The 22,455-nt window shown below is 67.0% G+C and carries 18 protein-coding genes; 9 read left to right on the top strand and 9 right to left on the bottom strand.

The genetic code is table 11. The features are described 5' to 3' along the window. Positions 1 to 9: 9 nt before the first annotated feature. From ACFCV3_RS02820 to ACFCV3_RS02800, 5 genes are all read right to left on the bottom strand, one after another. The gene (locus ACFCV3_RS02820; protein ID WP_376025510.1) at positions 10 to 1,056 is read right to left on the bottom strand and encodes a family 2 encapsulin nanocompartment cargo protein polyprenyl transferase; all 1,047 of its coding nucleotides are present in this window, start codon (positions 1,054 to 1,056) and stop codon (positions 10 to 12) included. A gap of 10 nt (positions 1,057 to 1,066) precedes the next feature. Then, entirely contained in the window at positions 1,067 to 2,455 is a 1,389-nt protein-coding gene (locus ACFCV3_RS02815) for a family 2B encapsulin nanocompartment shell protein (RefSeq protein WP_376025509.1), read from the bottom strand. After that, positions 2,452 to 4,650, bottom strand: a complete 2,199-nt coding sequence (locus ACFCV3_RS02810) for a germacradienol/geosmin synthase (RefSeq protein WP_376025507.1) — start codon at positions 4,648 to 4,650, stop codon at positions 2,452 to 2,454. Before ACFCV3_RS02810 ends, ACFCV3_RS02815 begins: the two co-directional genes overlap by 4 nt. A 3-nt stretch (positions 4,651 to 4,653) precedes the next feature. Next, complete coding sequence (locus tag ACFCV3_RS02805) at positions 4,654 to 6,063, bottom strand: family 2B encapsulin nanocompartment shell protein (RefSeq protein WP_376025505.1); 1,410 nt, start codon at positions 6,061 to 6,063, stop codon at positions 4,654 to 4,656. Between the two features lie 343 nt (positions 6,064 to 6,406). After that, positions 6,407 to 6,847, bottom strand: coding sequence for a PaaI family thioesterase (locus ACFCV3_RS02800; RefSeq protein ID WP_376025503.1), 441 nt, complete (start codon positions 6,845 to 6,847; stop codon positions 6,407 to 6,409). Between the two features lie 35 nt (positions 6,848 to 6,882). Here ACFCV3_RS02800 and ACFCV3_RS02795 point away from each other — a divergent pair, with 35 nt between their 5' ends. Continuing rightward, positions 6,883 to 7,623, top strand: coding sequence for a biotin/lipoate A/B protein ligase family protein (locus ACFCV3_RS02795; RefSeq protein ID WP_376025501.1), 741 nt, complete (start codon positions 6,883 to 6,885; stop codon positions 7,621 to 7,623). Positions 7,624 to 7,673: 50 nt separating this feature from the next. Here ACFCV3_RS02795 and ACFCV3_RS02790 read toward each other — a convergent pair whose 3' ends face one another. Further along, positions 7,674 to 8,873 (bottom strand): MFS transporter, encoded by a 1,200-nt coding sequence (locus ACFCV3_RS02790; RefSeq protein WP_376025500.1) that lies wholly within the window; start codon positions 8,871 to 8,873, stop codon positions 7,674 to 7,676. A gap of 108 nt (positions 8,874 to 8,981) precedes the next feature. Here ACFCV3_RS02790 and ACFCV3_RS02785 point away from each other — a divergent pair, with 108 nt between their 5' ends. Then, positions 8,982 to 9,908: a ketopantoate reductase family protein gene (locus tag ACFCV3_RS02785; RefSeq protein ID WP_376025499.1), complete on the top strand. Its 927-nt coding sequence runs from the start codon at positions 8,982 to 8,984 to the stop codon at positions 9,906 to 9,908. On the opposite strand, the gene ACFCV3_RS02780 is transcribed toward ACFCV3_RS02785, so the two are convergent. The 3 genes from ACFCV3_RS02780 to ACFCV3_RS02770 are packed head-to-tail and all read right to left on the bottom strand — an operon-like array spanning position 9,905 to position 11,746. Continuing rightward, positions 9,905 to 10,069 carry a hypothetical protein gene (locus ACFCV3_RS02780; protein ID WP_376025497.1) on the bottom strand — a complete coding sequence of 55 codons (165 nt, stop codon included), beginning with the start codon at positions 10,067 to 10,069 and terminating at the stop codon, positions 9,905 to 9,907. The two genes, ACFCV3_RS02785 and ACFCV3_RS02780, sit on opposite strands and share 4 nt — an antisense overlap. A gap of 8 nt (positions 10,070 to 10,077) precedes the next feature. After that, positions 10,078 to 11,043 (bottom strand): TIGR03557 family F420-dependent LLM class oxidoreductase, encoded by a 966-nt coding sequence (locus ACFCV3_RS02775; RefSeq protein ID WP_376025495.1) that lies wholly within the window; start codon positions 11,041 to 11,043, stop codon positions 10,078 to 10,080. A gap of 58 nt (positions 11,044 to 11,101) precedes the next feature. After that, positions 11,102 to 11,746 carry an HAD family hydrolase gene (locus ACFCV3_RS02770; RefSeq protein ID WP_376025494.1) on the bottom strand — a complete coding sequence of 215 codons (645 nt, stop codon included), beginning with the start codon at positions 11,744 to 11,746 and terminating at the stop codon, positions 11,102 to 11,104. Between the two features lie 154 nt (positions 11,747 to 11,900). Here ACFCV3_RS02770 and ACFCV3_RS02765 point away from each other — a divergent pair, with 154 nt between their 5' ends. The 7 genes from ACFCV3_RS02765 (at position 11,901) to ACFCV3_RS02735 (ending at position 22,424) form a co-directional block, all read left to right on the top strand. After that, positions 11,901 to 13,025, top strand: a complete 1,125-nt coding sequence (locus ACFCV3_RS02765) for a LacI family DNA-binding transcriptional regulator (RefSeq protein ID WP_376025492.1) — start codon at positions 11,901 to 11,903, stop codon at positions 13,023 to 13,025. Further along, positions 13,022 to 17,344 carry a heparinase II/III family protein gene (locus ACFCV3_RS02760; RefSeq protein ID WP_376025490.1) on the top strand — a complete coding sequence of 1,441 codons (4,323 nt, stop codon included), beginning with the start codon at positions 13,022 to 13,024 and terminating at the stop codon, positions 17,342 to 17,344. Before ACFCV3_RS02765 ends, ACFCV3_RS02760 begins: the two co-directional genes overlap by 4 nt. Beyond that, positions 17,337 to 18,092 (top strand): acyltransferase domain-containing protein, encoded by a 756-nt coding sequence (locus ACFCV3_RS02755; RefSeq protein WP_376025488.1) that lies wholly within the window; start codon positions 17,337 to 17,339, stop codon positions 18,090 to 18,092. The genes ACFCV3_RS02760 and ACFCV3_RS02755 overlap by 8 nt, the downstream gene beginning before the upstream one ends. A 77-nt stretch (positions 18,093 to 18,169) precedes the next feature. After that, the gene (locus ACFCV3_RS02750; RefSeq protein WP_376025486.1) at positions 18,170 to 18,709 is read left to right on the top strand and encodes an RNA polymerase sigma factor; all 540 of its coding nucleotides are present in this window, start codon (positions 18,170 to 18,172) and stop codon (positions 18,707 to 18,709) included. Further along, positions 18,706 to 19,545, top strand: coding sequence for a hypothetical protein (locus ACFCV3_RS02745; RefSeq protein WP_376025484.1), 840 nt, complete (start codon positions 18,706 to 18,708; stop codon positions 19,543 to 19,545). Before ACFCV3_RS02750 ends, ACFCV3_RS02745 begins: the two co-directional genes overlap by 4 nt. A gap of 69 nt (positions 19,546 to 19,614) precedes the next feature. Next, positions 19,615 to 20,808, top strand: a complete 1,194-nt coding sequence (locus ACFCV3_RS02740; protein WP_376025482.1) for an acetyl-CoA carboxylase biotin carboxylase subunit family protein — start codon at positions 19,615 to 19,617, stop codon at positions 20,806 to 20,808. Beyond that, positions 20,805 to 22,424, top strand: coding sequence for an IucA/IucC family protein (locus ACFCV3_RS02735; RefSeq protein ID WP_376025480.1), 1,620 nt, complete (start codon positions 20,805 to 20,807; stop codon positions 22,422 to 22,424). The genes ACFCV3_RS02740 and ACFCV3_RS02735 overlap by 4 nt, the downstream gene beginning before the upstream one ends. Positions 22,425 to 22,455 lie beyond the last annotated feature (31 nt).

The raw sequence follows: 22,455 nt of genomic DNA, 5'->3' as shown, positions 1-22,455 counted from the left end.
ATCCCCCCTTCAGTGATCGCGACGTGTGGCGAGCCGAGCCAGCCTCTCCAGGTCGGCGGACGCGGGTGCGAGTGCACCGGCGGTGATCAACGAGCCCAGAGCTGCGGTCAGCAAGGCATCGGCCTGGGCCTGACTGGTCGCGCGGCCCCCCGCGGTCTCGACCAGCGCAGCCGCAGTCGTCAGGTCCTCATGCGACAACTCGTCGGATCTCGCGTACAACGCGGCGAGCTCCCGGGCGGCCGGCGTACCGGAGGCGAGCGCGGTGACCACCGGCAACGACTTCTTCCGCCTGGTCAGATCCGAGTACACGGGCTTGCCGGTGACTGATGGCGTCCCCCAGATACCGAGCAGATCGTCGACGTACTGATACGCGAGCCCGAGATCCTCGCCGTACAGCCTGAGGTGGTCGACCTGGTCCGGCCGTCCGCCGCCGAGTAGCGCACCGAGTGCTGTGCAGCACCCGAGCAATGCGCCGGTCTTGAGCTGCGCCATCCGCACGCACTCCGCCGGTACGACGTCGTCCCGGGTCTCGAAGTCGGCATCGGCCAACTGCCCGTCGACCAGCTCCTGAACCGCGGCGCCGAGGATCCTCGCGGCCTCACCGCGCGCCGGGTGGCCGCTGCCGACCAGTACGTCGAACGCCAGGCCGAGCAGCGCGTCACCGGCCAGGATGGCCGGCCCGAGCCCGAACACGGTCCACGCAGTCGCGCGGTGCCGTCGCGAGGTGTCGCAGTCCATCACATCGTCGTGCAGCAAGGAGAAGTTGTGCACCAGCTCGACCGCAACCGCGGCCGGGAGCGCGGATTCCGTCGTACCGCCGACTGCTTGGGCGGTGAGCAGGACGAGGGCCGGACGGATCGCTTTGCCGCTGTCGGCGTGGGCGGGCCGGCCGTCCTCGTCGGCCCACCCGAAGTGGTAGTCGGCGATCCGGCGGGTGGCCGGTGGCAGGGTGGCTACCGCGGCACGGAGCGCGGGGTCGACGACCTCACGGCTCCAGGCGAGCACCTCGGCCGCCGAACGGTCACCCTGGCTGGTCGTCTCTTGGAGTGTTGACATCTCATACCTCTCATCCACCGAGCTCGACGTTTTCCAGAACGCCCAGCGCGTCCGGGACGAGAACAGCCACCGAGTAGTAGGTGCTGACCAGATACGAGATGACTGCCTTGTCGCTGATGCCGAGGAACCGCACGTTCAGGCCGGGTTCGTACTCGTCCGGCAGGCCGGTCTGGTGCAGACCGATGACACCCTCGTCGTCGGCGCCGGTGCGCAGGACCAGCACCGAGGTGGTGTTGGTGTCGGAGATCGGGATCTTGTTCGACGGCAGCAGCGGTACGCCGCGCCAGGCGTGCACGGTCTTGCCGTTGACCACCGTGGTCTCGGGGTAGATGCGCCGCTTGGTGCACTCCCGGCCGAACGCGGCGATCGCCTTCGGATGCGCGAGCAGCAGCCGTGGTTTGCGCCGCCGGGTGAGCAGTTCGTCGAAGTCGTCCGGGGTCGGGGGACCGGTGCGGGTGTAGATGCACTGGTTGTAGTCCGCGTTGTGCAGCAGGCCGAACTCGCGGTTGTTGATCATCTCCCACTCCTGCCGTTCGCGGAGTGCCTGGACGGTCAGCCGCAGCTGTTGCTCGGTCTGGTCCATCGGGTCGTTGTAGAGATCCGCGACCCTGGTCTGCACGCGCAGGATCGTCTGCGCGACGCTGAGCTCGTACTCCCGCGGTGCCGGGTCGTAGTCGACGTACGTGCCAGGCAGCACGTCCTCGCCGGCGTGACCGGAAGCAACCTCGATCTCCGCCTCGCCGTTCTTGTTCTGAGCGTGCCGCGGGCGCTGCCGGTAGTCGTCGAGCTGGGTCCGCAACGACTCCGATCGATCGACCAGCTCGGTGAAGTCCTGGCGACTGAGCCGCAGGACGACACAGCTGGTCAGAGCCTTGGCTGTGTACTCCCAGAGGTGTTCCGGGGGCTCGGTCAGCAGTTGCGCACCGAGATGGTCGCCGTCGGCAACGGTACCGAGGTCGGTGCCGGCGCCGTACTCGCCGACTCCGGTCTTCGAAACCTTGCCATGGGCAATCAGTACGACGTCGTCCACCCGGCTGCCGAACTCGACGATCACCTGACCGGGTTGCACGTCCTCGCGGTGGAACCGCTCGGCCAGTGCGTTCAGCACCTCTTCGTCCTCGAACCCGCGCAGCGGCGGCAGCTCGGTGAGCTCGGCCGGGATCACCCGGACGTCCGATCCGGTCACCGAGAAGCTGAGCCGGCCGTCGCCGACCGCGAAGGTGGTCCGCCGGTTCACCCGGAAGGTCGCGCCCTTGGTCTCCACCCACGGCAGCTGTTGCAACAGCCAGCGCGGGGTGATGCCCTGCATCTGCGGGACGGTTTTGGTCGTGGTCGCCAGCTTGCGAGCGGCCGCCGTACCGAGGCTGAGCTGGGGTTGTTCCGTATGGTCGACGGTCATGCTGCACCGGCCTTTCTGGCGAGTCGGAAGGCTGAGGTGCCTAGTCCTGTGGGGATACCGATTCGGTGAGGTTGGGCGGTGCGATGTGGCAGATCGGAGGCCTTGTAGCGATGACAACCTTCGTGCCAGACGAGGATTCCGGACATCCAGTTGCGGAGTTCTTCGGCGTACCCGAGGACGGCGTGCCCGACGTCGTCGGAGAGGCCGAAGTCGCTGATCATGGTCGGTAGGTCGTTCTCGGTGACGGCTTCGAACTGCTGCATCCGGGCCGTCATCAAGTCGTTGACGACGGCAACGGCCTCGTCCTTGGTGCAGGCCAGGAAGTTCTGCACGACTGCCACTGCGTTGTGGAAGTCGCCGTCGTACTGGGTCTCCTTGTGGTACGAGAAGAGATCGTTCAGCAGGCAGGCGTAGTCGGCGGCGGCGTTCTCCATCGCCTGCACGGGACGCGACCGGTAGACCTCCGGCGGAACCTGCCGTCCGTGCCCGATCCGGCACAGACTCATGGTCAGATCCGAGCCGAACGTCCGGCGCCGCATCTCGACGTAGTCGACCGGATCGGGGATCCGGTTCTGCGCCTGGTTGGCCAGCTCCCACAGCCAGCTCTCGGTCATCGTGTCGACCGTCTGCCGGAAGGTGCGGCGGTCCTCCATCGACATCGGCTCAGCCGTGCGCTGCCACAGATCGGCCAGCGACACCTCCAACGGACCCACCGGAGGTGGACCCACCAGGTCGAGCGGCATCAGGGCCGACAACCGTACGGTGGTCGCCTTGGCGGCGGCCAGATCGCGCCGCAGACCGAAGACCTGCGGGTAGTAGTCGTCGGCGTACGTACCCCAGGCCAGCCATTGACTGGCCAGGTTGAGCTCGTCGGCCGAAGCATCCGGGAAGATGCCGGAGGCACAGAGTGGCAGATCGAAGGCCTCGAGCATCCGGGCGTCCCAGACCGTCCCGTCGGTGATACCCGTCTGGGCACCCCATTCCAGGACCGCGAACCGCGCGCTGTCCAAGTGGGGGCTGCTCTTGGCCTTGAACGGCATGTAGATGTCCGGCAAGGTCGTCGGCCCCACCGGCTGGTACGGCGTGAAGCTGTGACTGCGCATCCGGTACGGCGCGGTGCCGATCAACGACGAGGCGATCCGCATGGCCGACGTACCGAAGTTGCTGCCCAGGCCGTTGCTCAGGGCAGCCTTTCCGCCCTTGTTCATATAGCGGCTCGATCGCAGATGCCACTCGTGCCCACCGGACTGCCAGTCCTGCAGGCCTTTCACATAGTTCAGTACGTCGAGCTGCCCCTGCGGATCGATCCCGTTCTCGGCGAGAAGTTGGGGGACCTCGACCACGGCCGTGTTCTCGAACTGGTGCAACCGCGAGGTGAGGATGTCGTTGACCAGGTTCGCGGCCCGTTGCGTCGGGCAACCGAAGAAGGTCTCCATCACCAGCACCGCGTTGTTGACCTCACCCTCGACCTCGACCTCGCGCTGGTAGGAGAAGAGGTCGTTGCGCATGTGGATCGCGTCCGAGAACGTGTCGCTCAGGACGTGCATCGGCCGCGTCTCCGAGATCGCCTCGGGGACCTCGGAGGTGACGTACTCGACCAGGTTCGCCGACCAGGGCGCGCCACCCACCTTGCGACGCATCTCGATGTACTCGATCGGGTTGGCGATCCGGCCGGCGCTGATATTCGACAGCTCCCACAGGGACTCGGCGAGTAGAGCCTCTGTGGTCAGCCGGAACCGCCGCCGCCAGTCCGCCGACATCGACGGGATCGTGCGGTTCCACAGATCGACGAGACCGCGTTCCACCGGGTTGGTCGGTGTCTCGGTGATCTCTCCTTCGGCCGGCATGAACAACAACAGCCGATCGAGATACGCCTTGGCAGCCGGAATGTCCCGGGTCTTCTTGTACAGCTCGAGAAAGTGGTCGTCGAAGTAGAAGACCCAGACGTACCAGTCGGTGACCAGGTCGAGCTGCGGTCCGGTCGCGTCGGGGTGGGTGTACGCACACAGCAGGGCATAGTCGTGGGAGTCGAAGTCGTGCTCGTCCCAGACGTGATGACCTTCCTGCGGTACGTCGATCATGTCGAACTCGTAGGCCCAGGACTTGCTGTGCGCCCGGGCTCCCTCCAGATGCGGATTGATCCTGGCGGGATAAGGCACATAGAAGTCGGGCAGCTCGTAGGGCTGCGTTGCCATGGGTCAGCCCTCGCGACCGATCTCCACGTTCTCCAGGACACCTAGGGCGTCGGGAACCAGGACGGCGGCCGAGTAGTAGGCGCTGACCAGGTAGTTGATGATCGCCTTCTCGCTGATGTTCATGAACCGCACCGACAGGCCGGGTTCGTACTCGTCCGGCAGACCGGTCTGGTGCAGGCCGACCACACCCTGGCTGTCCTCGCCGGTCCGCATCAGCATGATCGAGCTGGTCCGGGTGTCGCTGATCCCGAGCTTGTTACACGGGAAGATCGGTACGCCGCGCCACGCGGGCAGCCGGTGTCCGCCGACATCGATGGAGTCGGGGTAGATGCCGGCCTTGGTGCATTCGCGGCCGAAGGCGGCGATCGAGCGCGGGTGCGCGATGAAGAACGCCGGGTCCTTCCAAACCAGGCTGAGCAGCTCGTCCATGTCTCCCGGCGTCGGGGGGCCGGTGCGGGTCGGGATCCGCATACTCAGATCGGCGTTGTGCAGCAGGCCGAACTCGCGGTTGTTGACCATCTCGTGTTCCTGCCGCTCGCGCAGCGCCTCGATGGTGAGCCGCAACTGCTGCTCGGTCTGGTCCATCGGGTGGTTGTAGAGATCCGCGACCCGGCTGTGCACCCGCAGCACGGTCTGCGCGACGCTCAGCTCGTACTCCCGCGGGGTCGTCTCGTAGTCGACGTACGTGCCGGGCAGCTCGGACTCACCGGCGTGGCCGGCCGAGAGCTCGATGGCGGCTTCGCCGAACTCGTTCTTGGCGGCCTCGGGGCTGTTGCGGAAGCTCTCGATATGAGCGCGGAGACTGTCGGACTGGCCGATCAGCTCCTCGAAGGACTGCTGTGACAAGGTCAGCAACGTGCCCGGCGTGAGGGCCTTGACGGTGAACTCCCAGAGGTCGTCGGACTCCAGGATCGCCTTGTAGGCGAAGTGATCGCCGTCGATCAGCGTCTCGAGGACGGCCTCGTCGCCGTACTTGCCGACACCGATCTTGCTCAGCTTGCCGTGGGCGATCAGGCAGACCTGGTCGGCCGGCTGGCCGCGTTCGACGATCACGTCGCCGGGCTGGAACTCCCGCTGCTCGAAGCGGTCCGCGAGCGCAGTCAGCACCTCGACGTCGTCGAAGCTGCGCAACATGCCCAGTTCGCAGAGCTCCTGCGGGATCACCCGGACCTCGGATCCCGTCGTGGTGAAGGTGACCCGGCCGTCACCGACCGCGTAGCTCAGCCGGCGGTTCACCCGGTAGGCGCCACCCTTGGCCTCCACCCACGGCAGCAGTTTGAGCAGCCACCGGGAGGTGATGCCCTGCATCTGCGGCTCGGACTTGGTGGTCGTGGCCAGGTTGCGGGCGGCCGCCGTACCGAGGCTGAGTTGCGGCTGACCGTTAGCGCTCACATCGGGTTCCGTGAGGGTCATATCAAACACACCACCGTTCGAATCGACTGCGGGCATGTGGCAGCACCACGCTGGTGTGGTGTGCGCAGGTGTCAACGCCGCACTGCGGGCTGTCCAGGCATGACAAGGCCGGGACGCAGCGTGGTTCGGCTGTCGGAAGGGACGGGTTGATCGACTACGGGTGGCATACGGACTTCGGCGCCCCAGTCGCCTGCTGTCCGACCCCGTGGTTACTCACTAACAGTAATCAGATGCTGACCGGCCCCGTCAAGATGTACGCACGGTCAACTTCTTTCAGACCTTTCCGAACCCCGAGACAATGCGGGCCGGACCCCGAGAGAATCCACAACGGCCCCGACCGTAATCAACGCTCCGCGCGGGCCTCGATCTGGATCAGTGTCTGTTGCCCGGTGGCCACCAACGTGCGACGATCACCTTCCACCGCGAAGACCTCGAGCTGACAAACCGTCAACGTACGACCAGCTTTCAGCACAGTTCCGACCGCCTCGAGGTAGTCGCCTTCGGCCGGCGCAAGCAGGTTGATCTTGTACTCGACGGTCAGGACCGAGCTGTCCGGACCGAACAGAGTGAAGCCGGCATAGCCACCTGCGCTGTCAGCGATCGCACTGGTCGCACCGGCATGGAAGTAGCCGTGCTGCTGGGTGACCTCGGGGCGGCTCGGCAACTCGATGTGCACACACCCCGGAGAAATACGCGTCAGCCGGGCACCGAGATGCTCCATCAGGCCCTGCTTGTCGAAGCTCGCGCGAACACGTGCCTGGACCTCCGGGCCGGCCTCCTCCATGCGAGCACATTAGCTGCCCATGGCACCATTCCGAGGTGCATGTGTACTCGGGTCCTCTGCAACAAGGTGAAGAAGCGTTAGAGCTCGCGGTCGCGCATGCGCTGGTACGGCGGGCCTCGGACGGCTTTGTGGATGAGGCGCTCCGGATCTATCGGCCGGCTGATCCCGTGGTGGTGTTCGGTCGCCGTGATACCCGGTTGCCGGGCTTCGCTGCCGCCGTACGGACGGCTCGGGACGCTGGTTTCGAACCGTTGGTCCGAGCGGTGGGTGGTCGACCGGTCGCGTACACGACCGAGGCTCTCGTGGTGGACCACGTGCGACACGAACGGCTTGCTCCGGACGGCATGGAGTCCCGGTTCGCACACTACGGCGACCTGTACGCCGGTGTGCTCCGCGATCTCGGGATCGATGCGCGAGTGGGCGCCGTACCGGGGGAGTACTGCCCTGGTGCGCACAGCGTCAACGCGCGGGGAGTCGTGAAGCTGATCGGGACCGGGCAACGCGTTGTCCGCGACGGCTGGTTGTTCAGCGCCCTGATCGTGTTAGGCGATGACGACCGGCTACGCCCGCTTCTCACCGATATCTACCGCCAGCTCGACCTCCCCTTCGACCCAGCTTCTGTCGGCTCGGTCGCGACCGAAGCCCCCGGCCGAGCCAACTCCGTCGAGCCGCTCCTACGCGCCGCCTACGCCCAAACCGCCGTACTGAAACCCGCCACCTTGGACGAGGCCACCCTCACCGTGGCGGCCGCTCTCGCCGCCGATCACCGCGCCTAACCCCACAACGTCCGAAGATCCGGAGACCACACCCTCCGATCATTCGGACGTTAGCCCAGAGCGGTTAGCCGGGAGTCTTTGCGGGCGATGATGAGGTGGAGGGCGAGGGTCAGGGCGAGGACCACGGCGGCGACGGTGAGGAGGGTGTGGGGAGCTGCGCCGGTGGCGAGGGTGATTCCGCCTAGGCCGCCGCCCAGGGCAGCGCCGAGGGAGATGGCGCTGCCGTTGAGGGCCATCACGATGGCCGCCGAGTCTCCGGCCAGCACGCCCAGCCGGGCCTGCTGGGGGACAGCGGCACCGCCGTTGCCGACGCCGGCCAGGAAGAACCAGACCAACCCCATGACGGCCGCCAGCGTGAACGGTGCGAAGGCGAGGGCGACGTCGCCGATGATCGAGTTCAGCAGTAGGCCGGCCAGAACGACGGTCAGTACGCGGATCGGCGTGAAGCGGTCGGTGAGGCGGCCGGTCACGAAGTTCCCGAGCATGCTGAACAAGCCGTAGCCGAACATGATCAGGATGATCATCCAGTCGGCTCGGAAGGTCGGTCCGAAGATCAGCGTCGCGTAGGTGAAGCAGGTGTAGCTGCTGCACAGGATGCCGACCGTGACGAGCAGGCCGGCCAGCAGCCGGGGCTGGCGGAGTGGCCGGAGCCGGTCGGCCAGGGTGCCGGCCGGGAGATGCAGTTCAGGCAGGCGGAGCATGATTCCGGCCAGGGCGATCGTGCCGACGATCGCGACCAGGACCATCGGGAAGCGCCAGTTGGATTGTCCGATCACGAGACCGACCGGTACGCCGAGCGCGGTCGCGGTCATCCAGCCACCGAGGACGAACGACAGCGCCTTGCCGCGGTGCCGGATCGGGGTCTGCGCGATCACATAGGCCAGGATCGCGGCGTTCAGCAGACAGCCACCGAGTGCGGCGACCACGCGACCGCTGATCGCGGCCCCGTAGTTCGGTGCGACGGCAACGATCAGGTTGCCGACGACGAAGACCGCCAGCGACAACGCGATGGTACGGCGGCGCTCCCACCGACTGGTCGCCGTACCGAGGATGGGGGCCGCGATCGCCGACGTCAGCGCGAAGACCGTCATCAGCTGACCGGCCGCTGCCTCACTGACCCGCAGGTCGTCGGCAATGGCCGGGAGCAGACCTGCCAGCACGTAACCGTCGATCCCGGTCGAGAACGCGGCCACGGCCAGCCAGATCAACGTCCGGTACGAAACCCCGTCATGCTGGTGAGTTTTCTCCACAAGCGCCTATCGAACCCTTGTCCGGCCGGTCCGGCAAGCGCAAATGCGCGCATTCTCGCTCCGTAGACACAACAACACGCAGAAGTGCGGCTGTGCGAGGCTTCTCCCATGCGTATTGCGGTGATGGGAACGGGTGGAATCGGCGGGTACTTCGGAGGCCGGCTGGCAGCGGCAGGGCATGAGGTTGCCTTCGTGGCCAGGGGCCGTCAGCTGGAGGCCCTCAAGGCGAACGGGCTCCACGTGCAGAGCGAGCTCGGCGACCTGCATCTGCCGACGGTCGAGGTGACGGATGATCCGTCCGAGCTGGCGCCGGCGGACGTCGTACTGTTCGGCGTGAAGTTGTGGGACACCGAGGAATCGGCCGCGCTGATCAAGCCGCTGCTGGCCGAGCGGACGGCGGTGATCTCGTTCCAGAACGGGGTGGTGAAGGACGACGTACTGCGTCGGATCATCGGTCCCGAGCATGTCGTCGGTGGGGTCGCCTACATCGCGGCGACGATCGCCGAGCCCGGCGTCATCAAGCACACCGGCACCTTGCAGCGACTGGCCTTCGGTGAGTACGACGGGAGTGCGTCGGACCGCGTTGAGGCGTTCCGCGCGGCCTGTGCCGAGGCTGGTATCGATGTTGCCGTCAGCAATGAGATCGAGCGGACCATCTGGGAGAAGTTCGTCTTCCTGGTCGGTCTGTCCGGGCTGACGACCACGACCCGGACGCCGGTCGGCGAGGTCCGCAGCAACCCGCGGTCGCGGGCGTTCCTGCGGGACGTGATGGACGAGGCCGTTCAGGTCGCCCGGGCCCAAGGGGTGCCGATCCCGGCCGGCTTCGCCGACGACCGGCTGGCCTTCGTCGACCAGGCTCCGGCCGAGATGACGTCGTCGATGCACCACGACCTCAACCGGGGCAACCGGCTCGAGGTCGCGTGGCTCAGCGGCGATGTCGTCGACCGGGGCCGCAACCTCGGCATTCCGACTCCGTGCAACCGCGCAATCACCGACCTACTGGCCGTCCATGCGGACGGCTCGGCCGGCCGTTAGTCCGGGAAGTGCGGGAGCTGCTCGTTCGGGTCCTCGTCGGGCCCGGGAGCCGGAGTCGGGCTGGGGTCGATATCGGGATCCTGATTGCCGTCGCCCGGTGCGGGATCGGTGAGATCGGGCAGGGGTTCGACGGGCGGCACCGGGATGGGATTGGTACTCATGATTCCTCCTAGGGGTGACGACGGCGGAGCTCGGGGAGTACTTCGGTGCGGTAGAGGTTCATCATGTCGACGGAGTGCGGGCCGATGTTGGCCACGTAGATCTCGTCGAAGCCGGCCTCGACGTACGGCGTGAAGGCGTCGACGTGGTCATCGGCCTTCGGGCCGCAGGTCACCGACTTGGCAGTGGACTCCTTCGTGACGAGCTGGCTCGCCTGCTCGAAATGACGCGGCGACGGCAGCACCTGGGCGAGCTCACCGGGGAGGCCGGAGTTGCCCCAGATCCGGTGTGCCTGCTCGATTCCCTCGGCCTCGGTCGGTGCGTAGCTGACCTTGAATCCGGCCTGCGCGGGTTTGGTGCCACCGCCGTTGGTGCGGAAGCGATGGACCAGCTCCGCATCCGGCGAGGTGCTGATGTAGCCGTCCGCGATCCGGGCGGCGACATCGGTGGCCTCGGGGCCGAAGCCGGACATGTAGATCGGCAGCGGCTGCTCCGGCCGGGTGTAGATGCGGGCGGTGTCCACGGTGTAGTGCTTGCCGTGATGGGAGACGAACCCCTCCTCCGTCCACAACCGCCGCATCACCTCGACTGCTTCTTCGAGCATCTCCAGCCGTACGTCGACCGTCGGCCAGACCGTCCCGAGCACGTGCTCGTTCAACGCCTCACCGGACCCGATCCCGAGCCGGAACCGGCCGTTCAGCAGGACGGCGCTGGTGGCCGCGGCCTGGGCGATCACGGCCGGGTGGATCCGCACGGTCGGACACGTCACCGCGGTCGTCACCGGCAACTCGCACACCTGTGAGATCGCCCCGATCGCCGACCAGACGAAGGCACTCTGGCCCTGCTCGTCGTTCCACGGATGGAAGTGGTCGCTGATCCACAAACCGTCGAACCCGGCGTCCTCGGCCATCCGCGCCTGCTCGATCAACTGGGCGGGCGTGTACTCCTCGCTGGACAGGAAGTACCCGATTTTCACGCTCTCCTCCGATCACTGGGTCACTCGCCCGGTGCCCGCGACCTGAGGATCTAAGCGTCTACTGCAGCAGGGCGACGGCTTCCTGGATGGAGTCGGTGACCAGACAGCCGGTCGCCTCCAGGGCGTCCCGGCTCATCGCGCCGGTGCTGACCAGGATGCTGCCGGCTCCGGCAGCCCGGGCCGCGTCGGCGTCGTCGACCACGTCACCGATCAGTACGACGTCGGCCGGGTCGAGGTTCTGTGCCTGCAGATGCCGGAGCAGGCTGTCCGCCTTCGAACCGCCGCCGACCTCGGCGACCAGTCCGTCGATCCGGGTGAAGTACGACGTCAGCCCGAACTCGTCGATCGTCGGTGTCAGCCGGTCGTGGAACCACATCGACAGCAACGACTGCGTCCGCCCGGACTCGGCCAGCCCTTTCAGCACGTCCTGCGTGCCGTCGGCGAGCAACGCTTCGGCGAGCAACGCGTCGTACCGGTCGTGGTAGAGCTTGTCGACCTGCGCCCACTCCTCCTCGTCGAGCAGCCGCTTCAGGACCGTCTCGTACGAGACGCGCATCGGCCGCGTGTACGCCGCCTGCCAGTCCGCCCACGTGATCGCCGTACCCCCGAACCCGACGAACACCTCGTTCACCGCGGCCAGCACGATCTCGTTGTCGTGCAGCAAGGTGCCGTTCCAGTCCCACACCACATGAGAAATCTTCACCGGCAGAAGTCTAAGTTGTCCCGCGAAGACCTTCCATCGAAGGAATGAATTCTGGGCCTTGAGGCTGTGTGTTGCAAGATTGGCCGCAAAAGATGGCGATTCATTCCCAATACAAGCCTTGACGAGGGATGAATCGGCTTTCACGATGTCACCCATGACGAGCGAGAACGGGTTGGCCGAGGTTCCCCGCGGGATGAAGTTCCGGGCGCTCGCCGAGCAGTTGCGCGAGCAGATCGCGGCCGGGGTCTGGACGGTCGGCGGCCGGTTGCCGACCGAGCCGGAGCTGGCCCGGTCGGCCGGGGTCGGGATCAACACCGTCCGGCGGGCGGTCGACCTGCTGATCGAGGACGACATCGTCCAGCGCCGGCAGGGATCCGGGACCTACGTGCTGGCTCAGCCGTCGGGCCTCCGGCTGCAGCGCCGGTTCGTCGGGGTGCTGGTGCCGTCGACGTCGTACTTCTATCCAAAGGTGATCGAAGGGATCGAGCGGGTACTGAGCGCGGCCGGGGTGCGGGTGATCCTGTCGAGTTCGGAGTACAACCTCGAGGTCGAGGCCGAGCAGACCCGCCAGCTGCTGCAGGCCGGTGTCGACGGGCTCCTGCTGGTGCCGAACCTGCATCTGATGGACGACCCCGGGCTGTTCTTCGCGGACCTGCCCGAGCTCCCGGTCCCGTACGTGCTGATCGAACGCGGGCCGCCGCATCCCACGCTGGACGACGCGACGCCGTACGTCTGCACCAATCATCAAGGCGGTGCGTACGCCGCGGTCCGGCACCTGACCGAGCTCGGCCACCGGCGGATCGGTCACCTCGGTCGTCTCCGGACCGGTACGGCGGATGCCGTGCAGGCCGGGTTCGACGCGGCGATCACGGAGTTCGGGCTGCCGGTTCTTCCCGCGGTCAACCAGCGCCGGGAGATCTGGTCCAGTGAGGAGATTGCCGAGTACGCCAGAACCTGCGCCGACAACGAGGTCAGCGCGGTCTTCTGCCTGGGTGACCGGGATGCCTCGGCCCTGGTGCTGCACGCACGCCGGCTCGGGCTCGATGTCCCCGGCGACCTGGCGATCGTTGCCTATGACGACGAAGTGGCCGACCTGGGGGAAGTGCCGCTGACTGCTGTCTCACCGCCGAAGGCCGAGGTGGGAGCGCTCGCTGCCGAGCTGCTGCTGCGTCGCCTCACCCAAGGCGAGACGGCCCCCATTCATCAGGTCCAGCTGCGTCCGCGGCTGGTCATCCGCGCCTCCTGCGGTGCGGCAACCCGAGAGTTGGTTCAGAGTTGAAGCCATACCTGGTAGCCGCCGCCCTGATCGCGGCACTCCTGCAACCCGCGACTGCCGCCTTATCCGCCACCTCTGCCTCGCCCGTTGCTGCCGGCAACCTCCTGGTCAACCCCGGGTTCGAAGCCGGAGTCGCGACACCTGACGGATGGGCAACGTCGGCTGGTGCGACGCTGGACTCCACCGCGCAACATGGCGAGCGGGCACTCAAGGTCACCTCCGCCACCGGGATTGCCTGGGAGGGCGCGAACTCGGCATCTTTCGGACTCGACGGTCGGCGTACTGCCCGGGTGACAGTGTCCGGACAGGTGAAACTCGACGGCGTCGTCCCAGGTCCGTCGGCGGACAATGCGGCGAAGCTCTACATCGCGTTCGTCACTGCGGCGGGGGTGAAGACCTGGCAAGGCGTTCGGCTGCACGGGACGCAGGACTGGACGTTGCAGACCGCCACCTACGCCGTACCGGCTGGGACGGTCTCGGCGTTCGTCAGCGTGGCGCTCGATCGTGCGGTCGGGACGGTGCGATTCGACGACCTCCGGGTGGCGGCGAGTGCGCCGGTCAACCTGGCGCCGAACCCCGGGTTCGACACCACGACGACCGATCCGAACTGCCCGGCGGCCGGCTGGTGTACGCCGTACCTGAGTCAGGTCTATGACCTCAGCGAAGGGGCGATGCGGCTGAAGGGTGTGCCGGGGAAGAAGGTCGGTGGGTTCGTCACGACCCAGGTCGATCAGGCCGTCTGGCCGGTGGTCACCGTGGCGGCGGATGTGAAGACCGAGCAGCTGGTGTCGTCGGACTTCACCGACGTACCGGGCGGGTTGCGGGTCAGCCTGAGCTTCTCGTACGTCGAGAACGGCCAGACCACCTATACGGGGTCGTCGATCATCGCCGGGGTGATCACCGGGAGCCGCGGCTGGTCGCGGATCTCGGGGACGATGCGGTTACCGGCCAAGACCAAGCGGATCCAAGTGATTCCGACGGTCACCAACGCGACCGGTACGGCGTGGATCGACAACGTGAGTGTCAGCACCGAATCCGGCTGGGTATCGCCGGACACGGTGACCAAGTCAGTTGCCGCGGGCTCCGAAGTTGTGCACTACACGACGATCACGAACCGGCGTGAGGTCGCGGACACCTTCCGGCTCAGCCTCGACCAGTCGAGTCTGGCGCCGTACACCGCGCGGCTCGACGCGGACTCGATCACGTTGGCCCCCGGCGCAGCTGCCCAGGTGAAGGTCTTCGTCGCTGCACCTTCGGCGCAGGCAGCTGGTACGACGCGCGAGGTCAAGCTGCTTGCGACTCCTGCTGGTGCGCCGGAGCTGACCCAGACGGCGTGGCTGGAGACGCGAGTCGCGACTGCCGCCGCGCGTGGTGAGGGGCCGCAGGTGTTCAACACGTCCGGTGAGTTGGACGCGTTGCGGCAGAAGGTCGCCGATCAGGGATGGGCGAAGGATGCCTTTACCAAGGTGGTGAAGACCGAGGCGGACAACTGGTTGCCGCGGTCCCTCGACAAGACGATGTTCCACAACGCGTGGACCGGCAACTACAAGTGTCCGGGGACGAACACGAGTCTGCGGTTCGACTACGACAAGCCGACGCAACATACCTGTCCGATCGACGGGAAGGTGTACACCGGTGAGCCGTATGACAGTGCTTGGATCGAGACCTGGCACTACAACGCCGCGCAAGGGGCTGCGGATCTGGGGCTCGCGTATCAACTGACTGCGGATCCGCGGTATGCGGTGAAGGCGCGGGATCTCCTGCAGTACTACGCCGACCAGTTCGTCTCGGTGCCGTTGAACGGGCTCTATGGACGGGTGCATTACCAGGTGCTGGACGAAGCGGTGTCGTCGATCGCGCTGGTCGATGCGTACGACCTGATCCATGATTCGTTGACACCGGCCGAGCGGGTGGACATCGAGCAGAACCTGCTCCGGCCGCTGGCCGATCTGATGATCTCCTGGCCTACATCCACCTCGAACTTCCAAGCCTGGAACGACGCGGGGATCTATTCGATCGGTGCTGCGCTCAACGATTCGGCGTACAAGGAGTATGCGCTGCACGACTCCGAGGACGGGCTGGAGTTCCTGCTGAACAAGGCGCGGATGAACGACGGCTGGTGGTGGGAGGGTTCGGCCAGCTACCACGTCTATGCCCTGCAGGCGTTGACGAGTCTGGCGATTGCAGCTCGTGGGGAACACGACTATCTGGGCGATCCGCGGTTCAAGCAGATGTACACGGCTTTGCTGCCTTACCTGTATCCGGATCTGACGGTTCCGGCGGCCGGCGACGGTGGCAACTGGGGACGGCGGTTCGGGGTCAGCTTCACGCAGTTCGCCGAGTTCGCTTACGGCCAGTACGGCGATCCGCGGTTCGCGGCCGCGCTCGACTACGCGTACACGAATGCGAAGGTGGCGCGGACAGATCGATGGGCACTGCGGTACGGCGCCGACGCCATTCCACCGAGTTCCGGATTGCGAGTCGGGAGCACGAACTTCGGCAGTCTCGGTGAAGCCGTCCTGCAGTCGCACAACGGACGCAACCTGGCCCCGAACCCGGGGCTGGAGGACGAGGCCACGGGTGCGAACGGCGTACCGGCGTACTGGAAGTTGGACGGAGCGTCGTGGGTGACGGATGTCGTGATGGACGGGAAGCGTGCCGCTCGGGTGGCGGCCGATCTGTCCGGCTGGCGTGGGCTGCGGCAGGATGTGCCGCTCGATGGGCGGCGGACTCCGACCATCCGGTTGTCAGCCCTGGCCAAGACGTCTTCGGTGACGGCAGGTCGGTTGACGGCGAGTTTCCTGGATGGCAGCGGGAAGGTGTTGTCGACGAAGAGTGTGGCGTTGCGGCGGGATGCGGACTGGGCGTCGTACGACGTCGACGCGGACGTGCCGCCGGCGACTCGGGCGGTGCGGCTCAGTCTTGGTAGTGAGCGGGGGACTGGGACGCTGTGGTTCGACCAGGTGGATCTGTGGACGAACCAGCTGCTGGTCGACGGTCAGCGTGAGGTTCCGGTGCGGGGTGGCAACGTCGGATCGGTGACGCTGAGTGGGGCCGGCCCAGTGGAGCTGACTTTCCTGGACAAGGACGGCGCCGTACTGGGGACAAAGGCGGGGAAGTTCCGGGTGCAGGCCGAGGTACCGACGCAGACGGTCAAGGTGCGAACCTCAGCGCCCTTCCGAGCGGTGCTGAGCTTCGACCATGCGATCGACGCCTTCCAGGCGAACTACTTGCGGCTCGACTACGGGATCGCGGGCGGCACGCACGGGCACGCCGACAAACTGCATCTGGATGTGGTCGGGGCCAGCGGGCTGCAGTCGACCGACCTCGGTCAGGTGTACGGCGCTTCCAATGCGGATCTGACCGAGAACTGGTACCGGGAGACGGTCTCGCACAACACGGTCGTGGTGGACGGGACGAGCCAGGATCGGAATCTGCGCGGCACTCTGAAGTACTTCGGCACGACGCCGCGGCTGCAGGTCGCGGACGCGGAGGTGAAGGGTGCCTACGCCAGCGTCCCGGCGTTGAGCGATGTCGAGCTGGAACGCGCAGTTCTGCTGACCGACGACTACGCGCTGGATGTGTTCGATGCCAAGGGCACCAAACCGCATCGGTTCGATCAGTCGTGGCACGGTGCTGGTTCGCTGACGATCGGGACCGTTCCGATGACACCGGCGCCCTGTTGTGTGCTTGATCCGGACAACAAGAACTTCGGCTACCACCTGCTGAAGAACGTTGCCGAAGGCAAGGCTGCGGACGGTCGGTGGACCGGTACCTGGTCGAGCGGTCTGAAGCTGACCGCGTTGGAGCCCGAGGCAACGACCGTGCTGCACGAGACTGGGCCGGGGACGGCATCGACCGGTACGGCGATCCCGTTCGTACTGGCTCGGCGTGAGGGTGTGACGGCGACGCGGTACACGACCCTCCTGGAAACCTCGCCGACTGTCGGGGCCGTGCAGCGGATCGCGGACGGGCATGTGCGGGTCGACCTGGCCGCGGGTGGGCGGGACGACCTGCTGTACGACGAGGGTTTCGCGTTGATCAAGCGCACCCGGTCGGTGCAGAGTGTCGACATGCTGCAGCGGTCGACGGTCGCGGTCGACGGCCGGATCCTTGTCGAGGCGTCGCGGAAGCTGGACAACGCGTCGATCGAATACGCCGGGGAGATCGTGCGGATCGACGTACGGCGGTCGGCCGTGGCGCCGGCACCGGCCACCCTGCGGATCTACGCACCCGGCGTCCGGACCGTGACGGTGAACAACCAGCCGGCCCAGGTCATGCCGGTGGGCGGTGGGTATGTGAAGGTCGTGGTGAATGCGTGAGCTGATGGAGTGGGTCGGGATTCCGGCAGCGGAACAGGCCGCAGTCCTCGCGTCGCCGCCGGACGAGCATCAGCTCGCGGCGGCGGTCGCGGAGCTGCGACGCGATCTCGGCACACTCGACAGCCGGACCGATTGGCCGGCCGGTAGTGGCACGCTGCCGCTGTACGCCTACCTGACGATCCTGCCGGAGGTGCTCGCCTGGCATGCCGCGCGCGGCGTGCCTCGGGAGGTGTCGCATGCGACGATGCGTCAGCTCGGTTCCAGGGTCCGCGGTGGCGAGATCGTCCGGCCGTACTGGTTCGCCCGGCACTTCCACGGCAGCCTCTACCGCCTCGGCCGACTCCAGTTCGACCGGACCGCTCGCCACGGCGAACCGATCCTCGACATCCACATCCCCGGCGATGGACCGCTGAAGCCTGAGGCCTGTGACACGTCGCTGGCCGCGGCCCGCCCGTTCTTCGCTCGACACTTCCCGGCCGAGGAGTACAAGCGAGCCTTCTGCACGTCCTGGCTCCTCGACCCCCAGCTGGCCGACTACCTCCCGGAGGACTCCAACATCCTCCGCTTCCAGCGCCGCTTCACCCCCGAGACAGTCGTCTCCCAAGCCGACGACGACGTCATCACCTTCGTCTTCGACCTCCCGCCCGGCGCCGACCTACCCCGCCGTACCCGCCTGGAACGCGCAATCGCCGACCACCTTGCCACCGGCAACCACTGGCACCACGTCACCGGCTGGCGCTCCCTGTGACCCGGTCAGGCCCCGCCAGCTGAAATTGACCCCATGAGGGGGTGAAATCGAGGGGTACCTGGCGACATAGGCCGGGTATGACCTTCTTAGCTCAGGACAGGGGCGGGACCGTCGTGCATGATCCGCCGGACAGTGTGCAGCTGGCTCGGTTCGAGGACTTGTTCACGGCGCATCATGAGCGGGTGCTCGGGTACGTCTTGCGGCGGACCGGGAACGCGGGGGACGTCGACGACGTCGTGGCCGAGACGTTCCTGACGGCCTGGCGGCGGCTCGGCGACGTACCGGAGGACGCGGCGCTGCCGTGGCTGTACGCCGTGGCGCGACGGGTGCTGGCCAATCATCGGCGCCGGGAGAAGACCCGGGTCGCGCTGGTGGAGCGGTTGCGGGTGGCCCCGTTGACGGGGACGCAGACCGATCCGGAGGGCGCGGCGATCACGGCAGCGGCCTGGCGGGAGCTACCGGAGCGGGACCGGGAGGTGCTGGCGCTGATCGCCTGGGAGGGGCTCGACGCCGACCAGGTGGCGGTGGTACTCGGCTGCTCACGGAACGCGGTCCGGATCCGCGTGCACCGGGCCAAACGCCGGTTCGAGAAGTTGCTCAAAGGAGGTGCGGTATGACGGCGATCGACAAGCTGCGGGAACTCAACCCAGTGACCGACGACGAGGCCCGCGAGCTGACCCGGACCAAGGACCTCGCCTGGCTCGATGTGCTCTCGAAGGTACAGACGACTCCTCAGGAAAGGCCACTGAAGCCGAAGCGCCGGCGGCGGAGTCTCGTCGTCCGGCGGCTTGTTCCGGCGCTGGTCACGGTCGCGCTGCTCGGCGGGATCGCGCTCACCGTGCTGGAGCGGACCGGCGACTCACGGACGGTCGCGGCCGGACCCGCGCTGGCGTTCAGCGACGAGGGCCGCTACCGCTCGATCCGGATCATCGACCTGGAGGCCGACTCCGCGCGGTTCACCAAGGAGCTGAAGGAGCACGGGCTGAACTTCAAGATCCAGCTGCTGGCGGCCACCCCCTCGAGTGCGGGCAAGCTCCTGTGGGCGGGGGAGATGGGGGACGAGGGCAACGATCAGTTCAAGGTCGGCGAGGATCCGGAAGGCTGCACGCTCGGCGGACCGGCGCCGTGCGCGATCGAGATCAAGGTGCCGCGGGACTACACCGGCGCCGGTGAGCTGGCGATCGGGCGGCCGATGCGGCCGGGCGAGCAGGCCGAGCAGGCCGGCAACCTGAGTGACCCGGGTGAGCCCCTGGCCGGGGTGCAGTACGCCGGGCTGTCCGTCGGCGAGGTGCGTGCGCTGCTCGAGAAGCGTGGCTACACCGTGGGCAAGTACGTCGATGGTGCCTCGGGGATCGACCTGGCGCACAGCGTTCCCGACAACTGGTTCGTCACCGAAGGCGAGCTGGTCGTCGACAAGCAGGTCGCGTTGCGGGTGCAGGAGAAGTTGCGCTGAGCACGGTGCGTGACGGAGCTCTCGCCGGTCGGATTGACTAAGGGTAGCCTTACCGAAGAAGATCAAGGTATGCGGCTGTACCTGCTCGCCCTCAATCCGACCGACTCCGTCACTGAAGGGTTCTTGCCGGCGGCTGCGCGGCTCGGTCTCGACGTGATCGTGCTGACGGACTCTGTCGACGCGCATCGCGAGGCCTACAAGGGGTTTTCGCAGCCGCCGGAGCTTCGGCACTGTGCCGTCCGGGACTTCCGTGAGGTGATCAGCGAGATCTCCCGGCAGCCGGCCGCGGTCTTCACCAACAGCGATCATCTGCAGACGCAGGCGGCGTTGGCCGCGCAGTACTTCGGTCTTCCGGGGAAGGACTGGCGGGCGGCGTACCGGGCCAAGAACAAGGCGGAGACCCGGCGCTGTCTGACTGCCGCCGGTCTCGACACCGTCTGGGCGGCTGAGCTCGCGCAGGGGCAGGACCCGGCGACGCTGACGGACATCCCGTTCCCGTGTGTGGTCAAACCCCGCGAGGGCGTCGCGAGTGAGGACGTCGTGCTGGTCGAGGACCTCGCCGCACTGACCCAGTTCGCCGCAGAGGTTCAGGAACGCCGGCCCGGCGCCGTACTGCTGGTCGAGGAGTTCCTGGCCGGTGACCTGCGCACGCTCGAGACGCTGGGCGACGGCACGAGTCGCCAGGTAATCGGCGGTTTCCGTACGGCGATCTCCGAGCCGCCGGAGTTCATCGAGTTGTCGCTGGAGTTCGTCGGGGCCCACCCGCAGGCAGTCACCGATCAGGTGCTCACCCAGCTCGACGCGCTCGGGGTCGGGTTCGGTGCCTGTCACACCGAGTTCGTCGTCCAGGCCGACGGCCGCGCCCGGCTGATCGAGGTCAACTACCGCGCGATCGGCGACCGGATGGACCTCGCGCTCGAGCAGATCCTCGGCATCCCGTACTTCGAGCACGTGCTGCGGGTCCACCTCGGGGAGCCGCTGCCCGCGGATCTCGGCGCGCGCACCGGGCAGACGTCGTACAGCCTCTACATCTGTGCCGACCGGGCCGGGACGCTGACCGCGGCCCCGGAGCCGTTCGATCGCGTGGTCGACGGCATTGCGCTGTCGTACCGGAGCTTCCGTGAGGTCGGCGCGGAGCATCCGTACTACCGCACCAACCGCGACTACCTCGGCGTGATCCAGGGCATCGGCCCGGACCAGGCGGCGCTGCAGCGGATCGCGGAGGAGTTCGTCCGCGACCAGGTGTGGGAGATCTCGGAGTGAGCGCGGCTACTACGTTGGCGCTGCGTGTTCTGTCGACGTTGATCCGGGAAGACGTGCTCGGATTGCGCACCCGCAGCCTGCTGGTTGCGATGGACGACGGGCCCTGGCTCCAGCTGGATCTCGGCGGTCGGCTGTTGGCCGTCGCGGTCGCCGCGGACAACTTCCAGGCCGAGTACGGCGCTCGCCGGCCGCTGCTCGAGGTCAACGGCACCGAGCTGACCACGCTCGACGACATCCTGGCCGCACTGCGGGAGCTGGCCGATCCCGAGGATCGCGGTGGGTACGACACGTTCGCGGACGAATGCCGGCAGACGCTCGCCACGATGGAGCTGCACGACGAGGTCCAGGCCGACGTCCTGGCTGGTCTCGCGGAGCGGTACGGCGATGATCCGACCGAGTGGACCGGTCTGGGCAGCTCGCTCGGGTTCGACACCCTGGCCGCGTTCCTTGATCACCCCGTCTACCCGACCGCGCGGGGACGCATCGGGCTGACACCGGAGCAGGTGCGCGCGTACACCCCTGAATTCCACCCGACCTTCAAGCTGCGGTGGGTCGCCGTACCGGGGCCGACCAAGGCGGACTGGCCGCAGTGGTGGCCCACGGTGGCCGATATCGGCCTGCCCGAGCTGACCGACCACACGGCCCTTCCGATCCATCCCCTGACTGAGGTCGTCGACGGCGTCCTCGGTCCGATTCCGTACCTCGACGTCGTACCGACGTTGTCGACCCGCACGGTGGCCGTCGTCCAGGACCCGCGCTGCCACCTGAAGTTGCCGATAGCAACGGCCACACTCGGTGCCCGGAACCGGCGGACGATCAAGGCCGGTGTGCTCGTCGACGGTGCCGCGGGGGAGCGTCTGATGCACGACGTGATCGCGCACGAGCCCCGGTTCCTGACGACGATCCTGAACGCGGACGAGCAGACGTACTACGAGAGCGGCCACGAACTGTTCGCCGTACTGCTCCGTCGTTATCCCGACGACCTGGACGATGCGCTCGTCGTCCCACTGGCCGCCTTCGCGGCGCAGGCTCCGAGCGGGCGACGCGTCATCGATCACCTGGCCGATCGCTTCTACGAAGGCAACGTCCTCAACCTGTACGACGCCTTCGTCAGGCTGGTGCTCGATTGGCAGACCACGTTGTTCGGCTACGGGATCGCGCTCGAATCGCATCAGCAGAACACGTCGGTGATCTTCGACCGTGTGGATGGTGAGACGAGGATTCGCCTGCTGTACAAGGATAATGACGGTCTCCGGATCAACCGGCAGCGCTGTGCGGACCGCGGCGACTTCACCGATCCGCGGATGTTCGGCGATGACGACCGGGCGCTTACCGACCTCTTCACCACCATCACCGTGCACCTCTGTACGGCGTCACTCGCCTTCGCGCTGGGAGATCGGGACATGCTCCGCATCCTGCGCGCCCGCCTCGTCGAGGCCATCGATCGGCTCGGCCCGGACGGCGCTTCGCTGAGAGCCAACCTGGTCGACGCGGACCGGTTGCCGGTCAAGGCGATGGTCACCGCAGGCACGCTGCTGAGCAAGCAGCGTTCCGGAGCCGCGGATATCAACAAGCACTACACGACCGGGCCCAACTACTTGCGACTCGCGCAGTGACCGTCCGGTACCGTCGAATTCCTTTCCAGGG

Origin of the sequence: Kribbella sp. NPDC056345, from assembly GCF_042262745.1 — a bacterium.
Taxonomy (GTDB): Bacteria; Actinomycetota; Actinomycetes; order Propionibacteriales; family Kribbellaceae; genus Kribbella.
The sequence above is the reverse complement of the archived record's forward strand: the minus strand, read 5'-3'. Positions and strand labels throughout refer to the sequence as shown.

Bases quoted from the DNA above. Each gene is read 5' to 3' on its own strand.
- ACFCV3_RS02780 (WP_376025497.1), bottom strand. From the start codon at position 10,069: ATGAGTACCAATCCCATCCCGGTGCCGCCCGTCGAACCCCTGCCCGAT.
- ACFCV3_RS02765 (WP_376025492.1), top strand. From the start codon at position 11,901: ATGACGAGCGAGAACGGGTTGGCCGAGGTTCCCCGCGGGATGAAGTTC.
- ACFCV3_RS02810 (WP_376025507.1), bottom strand. From the start codon at position 4,650: ATGGCAACGCAGCCCTACGAGCTGCCCGACTTCTATGTGCCTTATCCC.
- ACFCV3_RS02745 (WP_376025484.1), top strand. From the start codon at position 18,706: ATGACGGCGATCGACAAGCTGCGGGAACTCAACCCAGTGACCGACGAC.
- ACFCV3_RS02740 (WP_376025482.1), top strand. From the start codon at position 19,615: ATGCGGCTGTACCTGCTCGCCCTCAATCCGACCGACTCCGTCACTGAA.
- ACFCV3_RS02755 (WP_376025488.1), top strand. From the start codon at position 17,337: ATGCGTGAGCTGATGGAGTGGGTCGGGATTCCGGCAGCGGAACAGGCC.
- ACFCV3_RS02750 (WP_376025486.1), top strand. From the start codon at position 18,170: ATGACCTTCTTAGCTCAGGACAGGGGCGGGACCGTCGTGCATGATCCG.
- ACFCV3_RS02820 (WP_376025510.1), bottom strand. From the start codon at position 1,056: ATGTCAACACTCCAAGAGACGACCAGCCAGGGTGACCGTTCGGCGGCC.
- ACFCV3_RS02785 (WP_376025499.1), top strand. From the start codon at position 8,982: ATGCGTATTGCGGTGATGGGAACGGGTGGAATCGGCGGGTACTTCGGA.
- ACFCV3_RS02815 (WP_376025509.1), bottom strand. From the start codon at position 2,455: ATGACCGTCGACCATACGGAACAACCCCAGCTCAGCCTCGGTACGGCG.
- ACFCV3_RS02805 (WP_376025505.1), bottom strand. From the start codon at position 6,063: ATGACCCTCACGGAACCCGATGTGAGCGCTAACGGTCAGCCGCAACTC.
- ACFCV3_RS02800 (WP_376025503.1), bottom strand. From the start codon at position 6,847: ATGGAGGAGGCCGGCCCGGAGGTCCAGGCACGTGTTCGCGCGAGCTTC.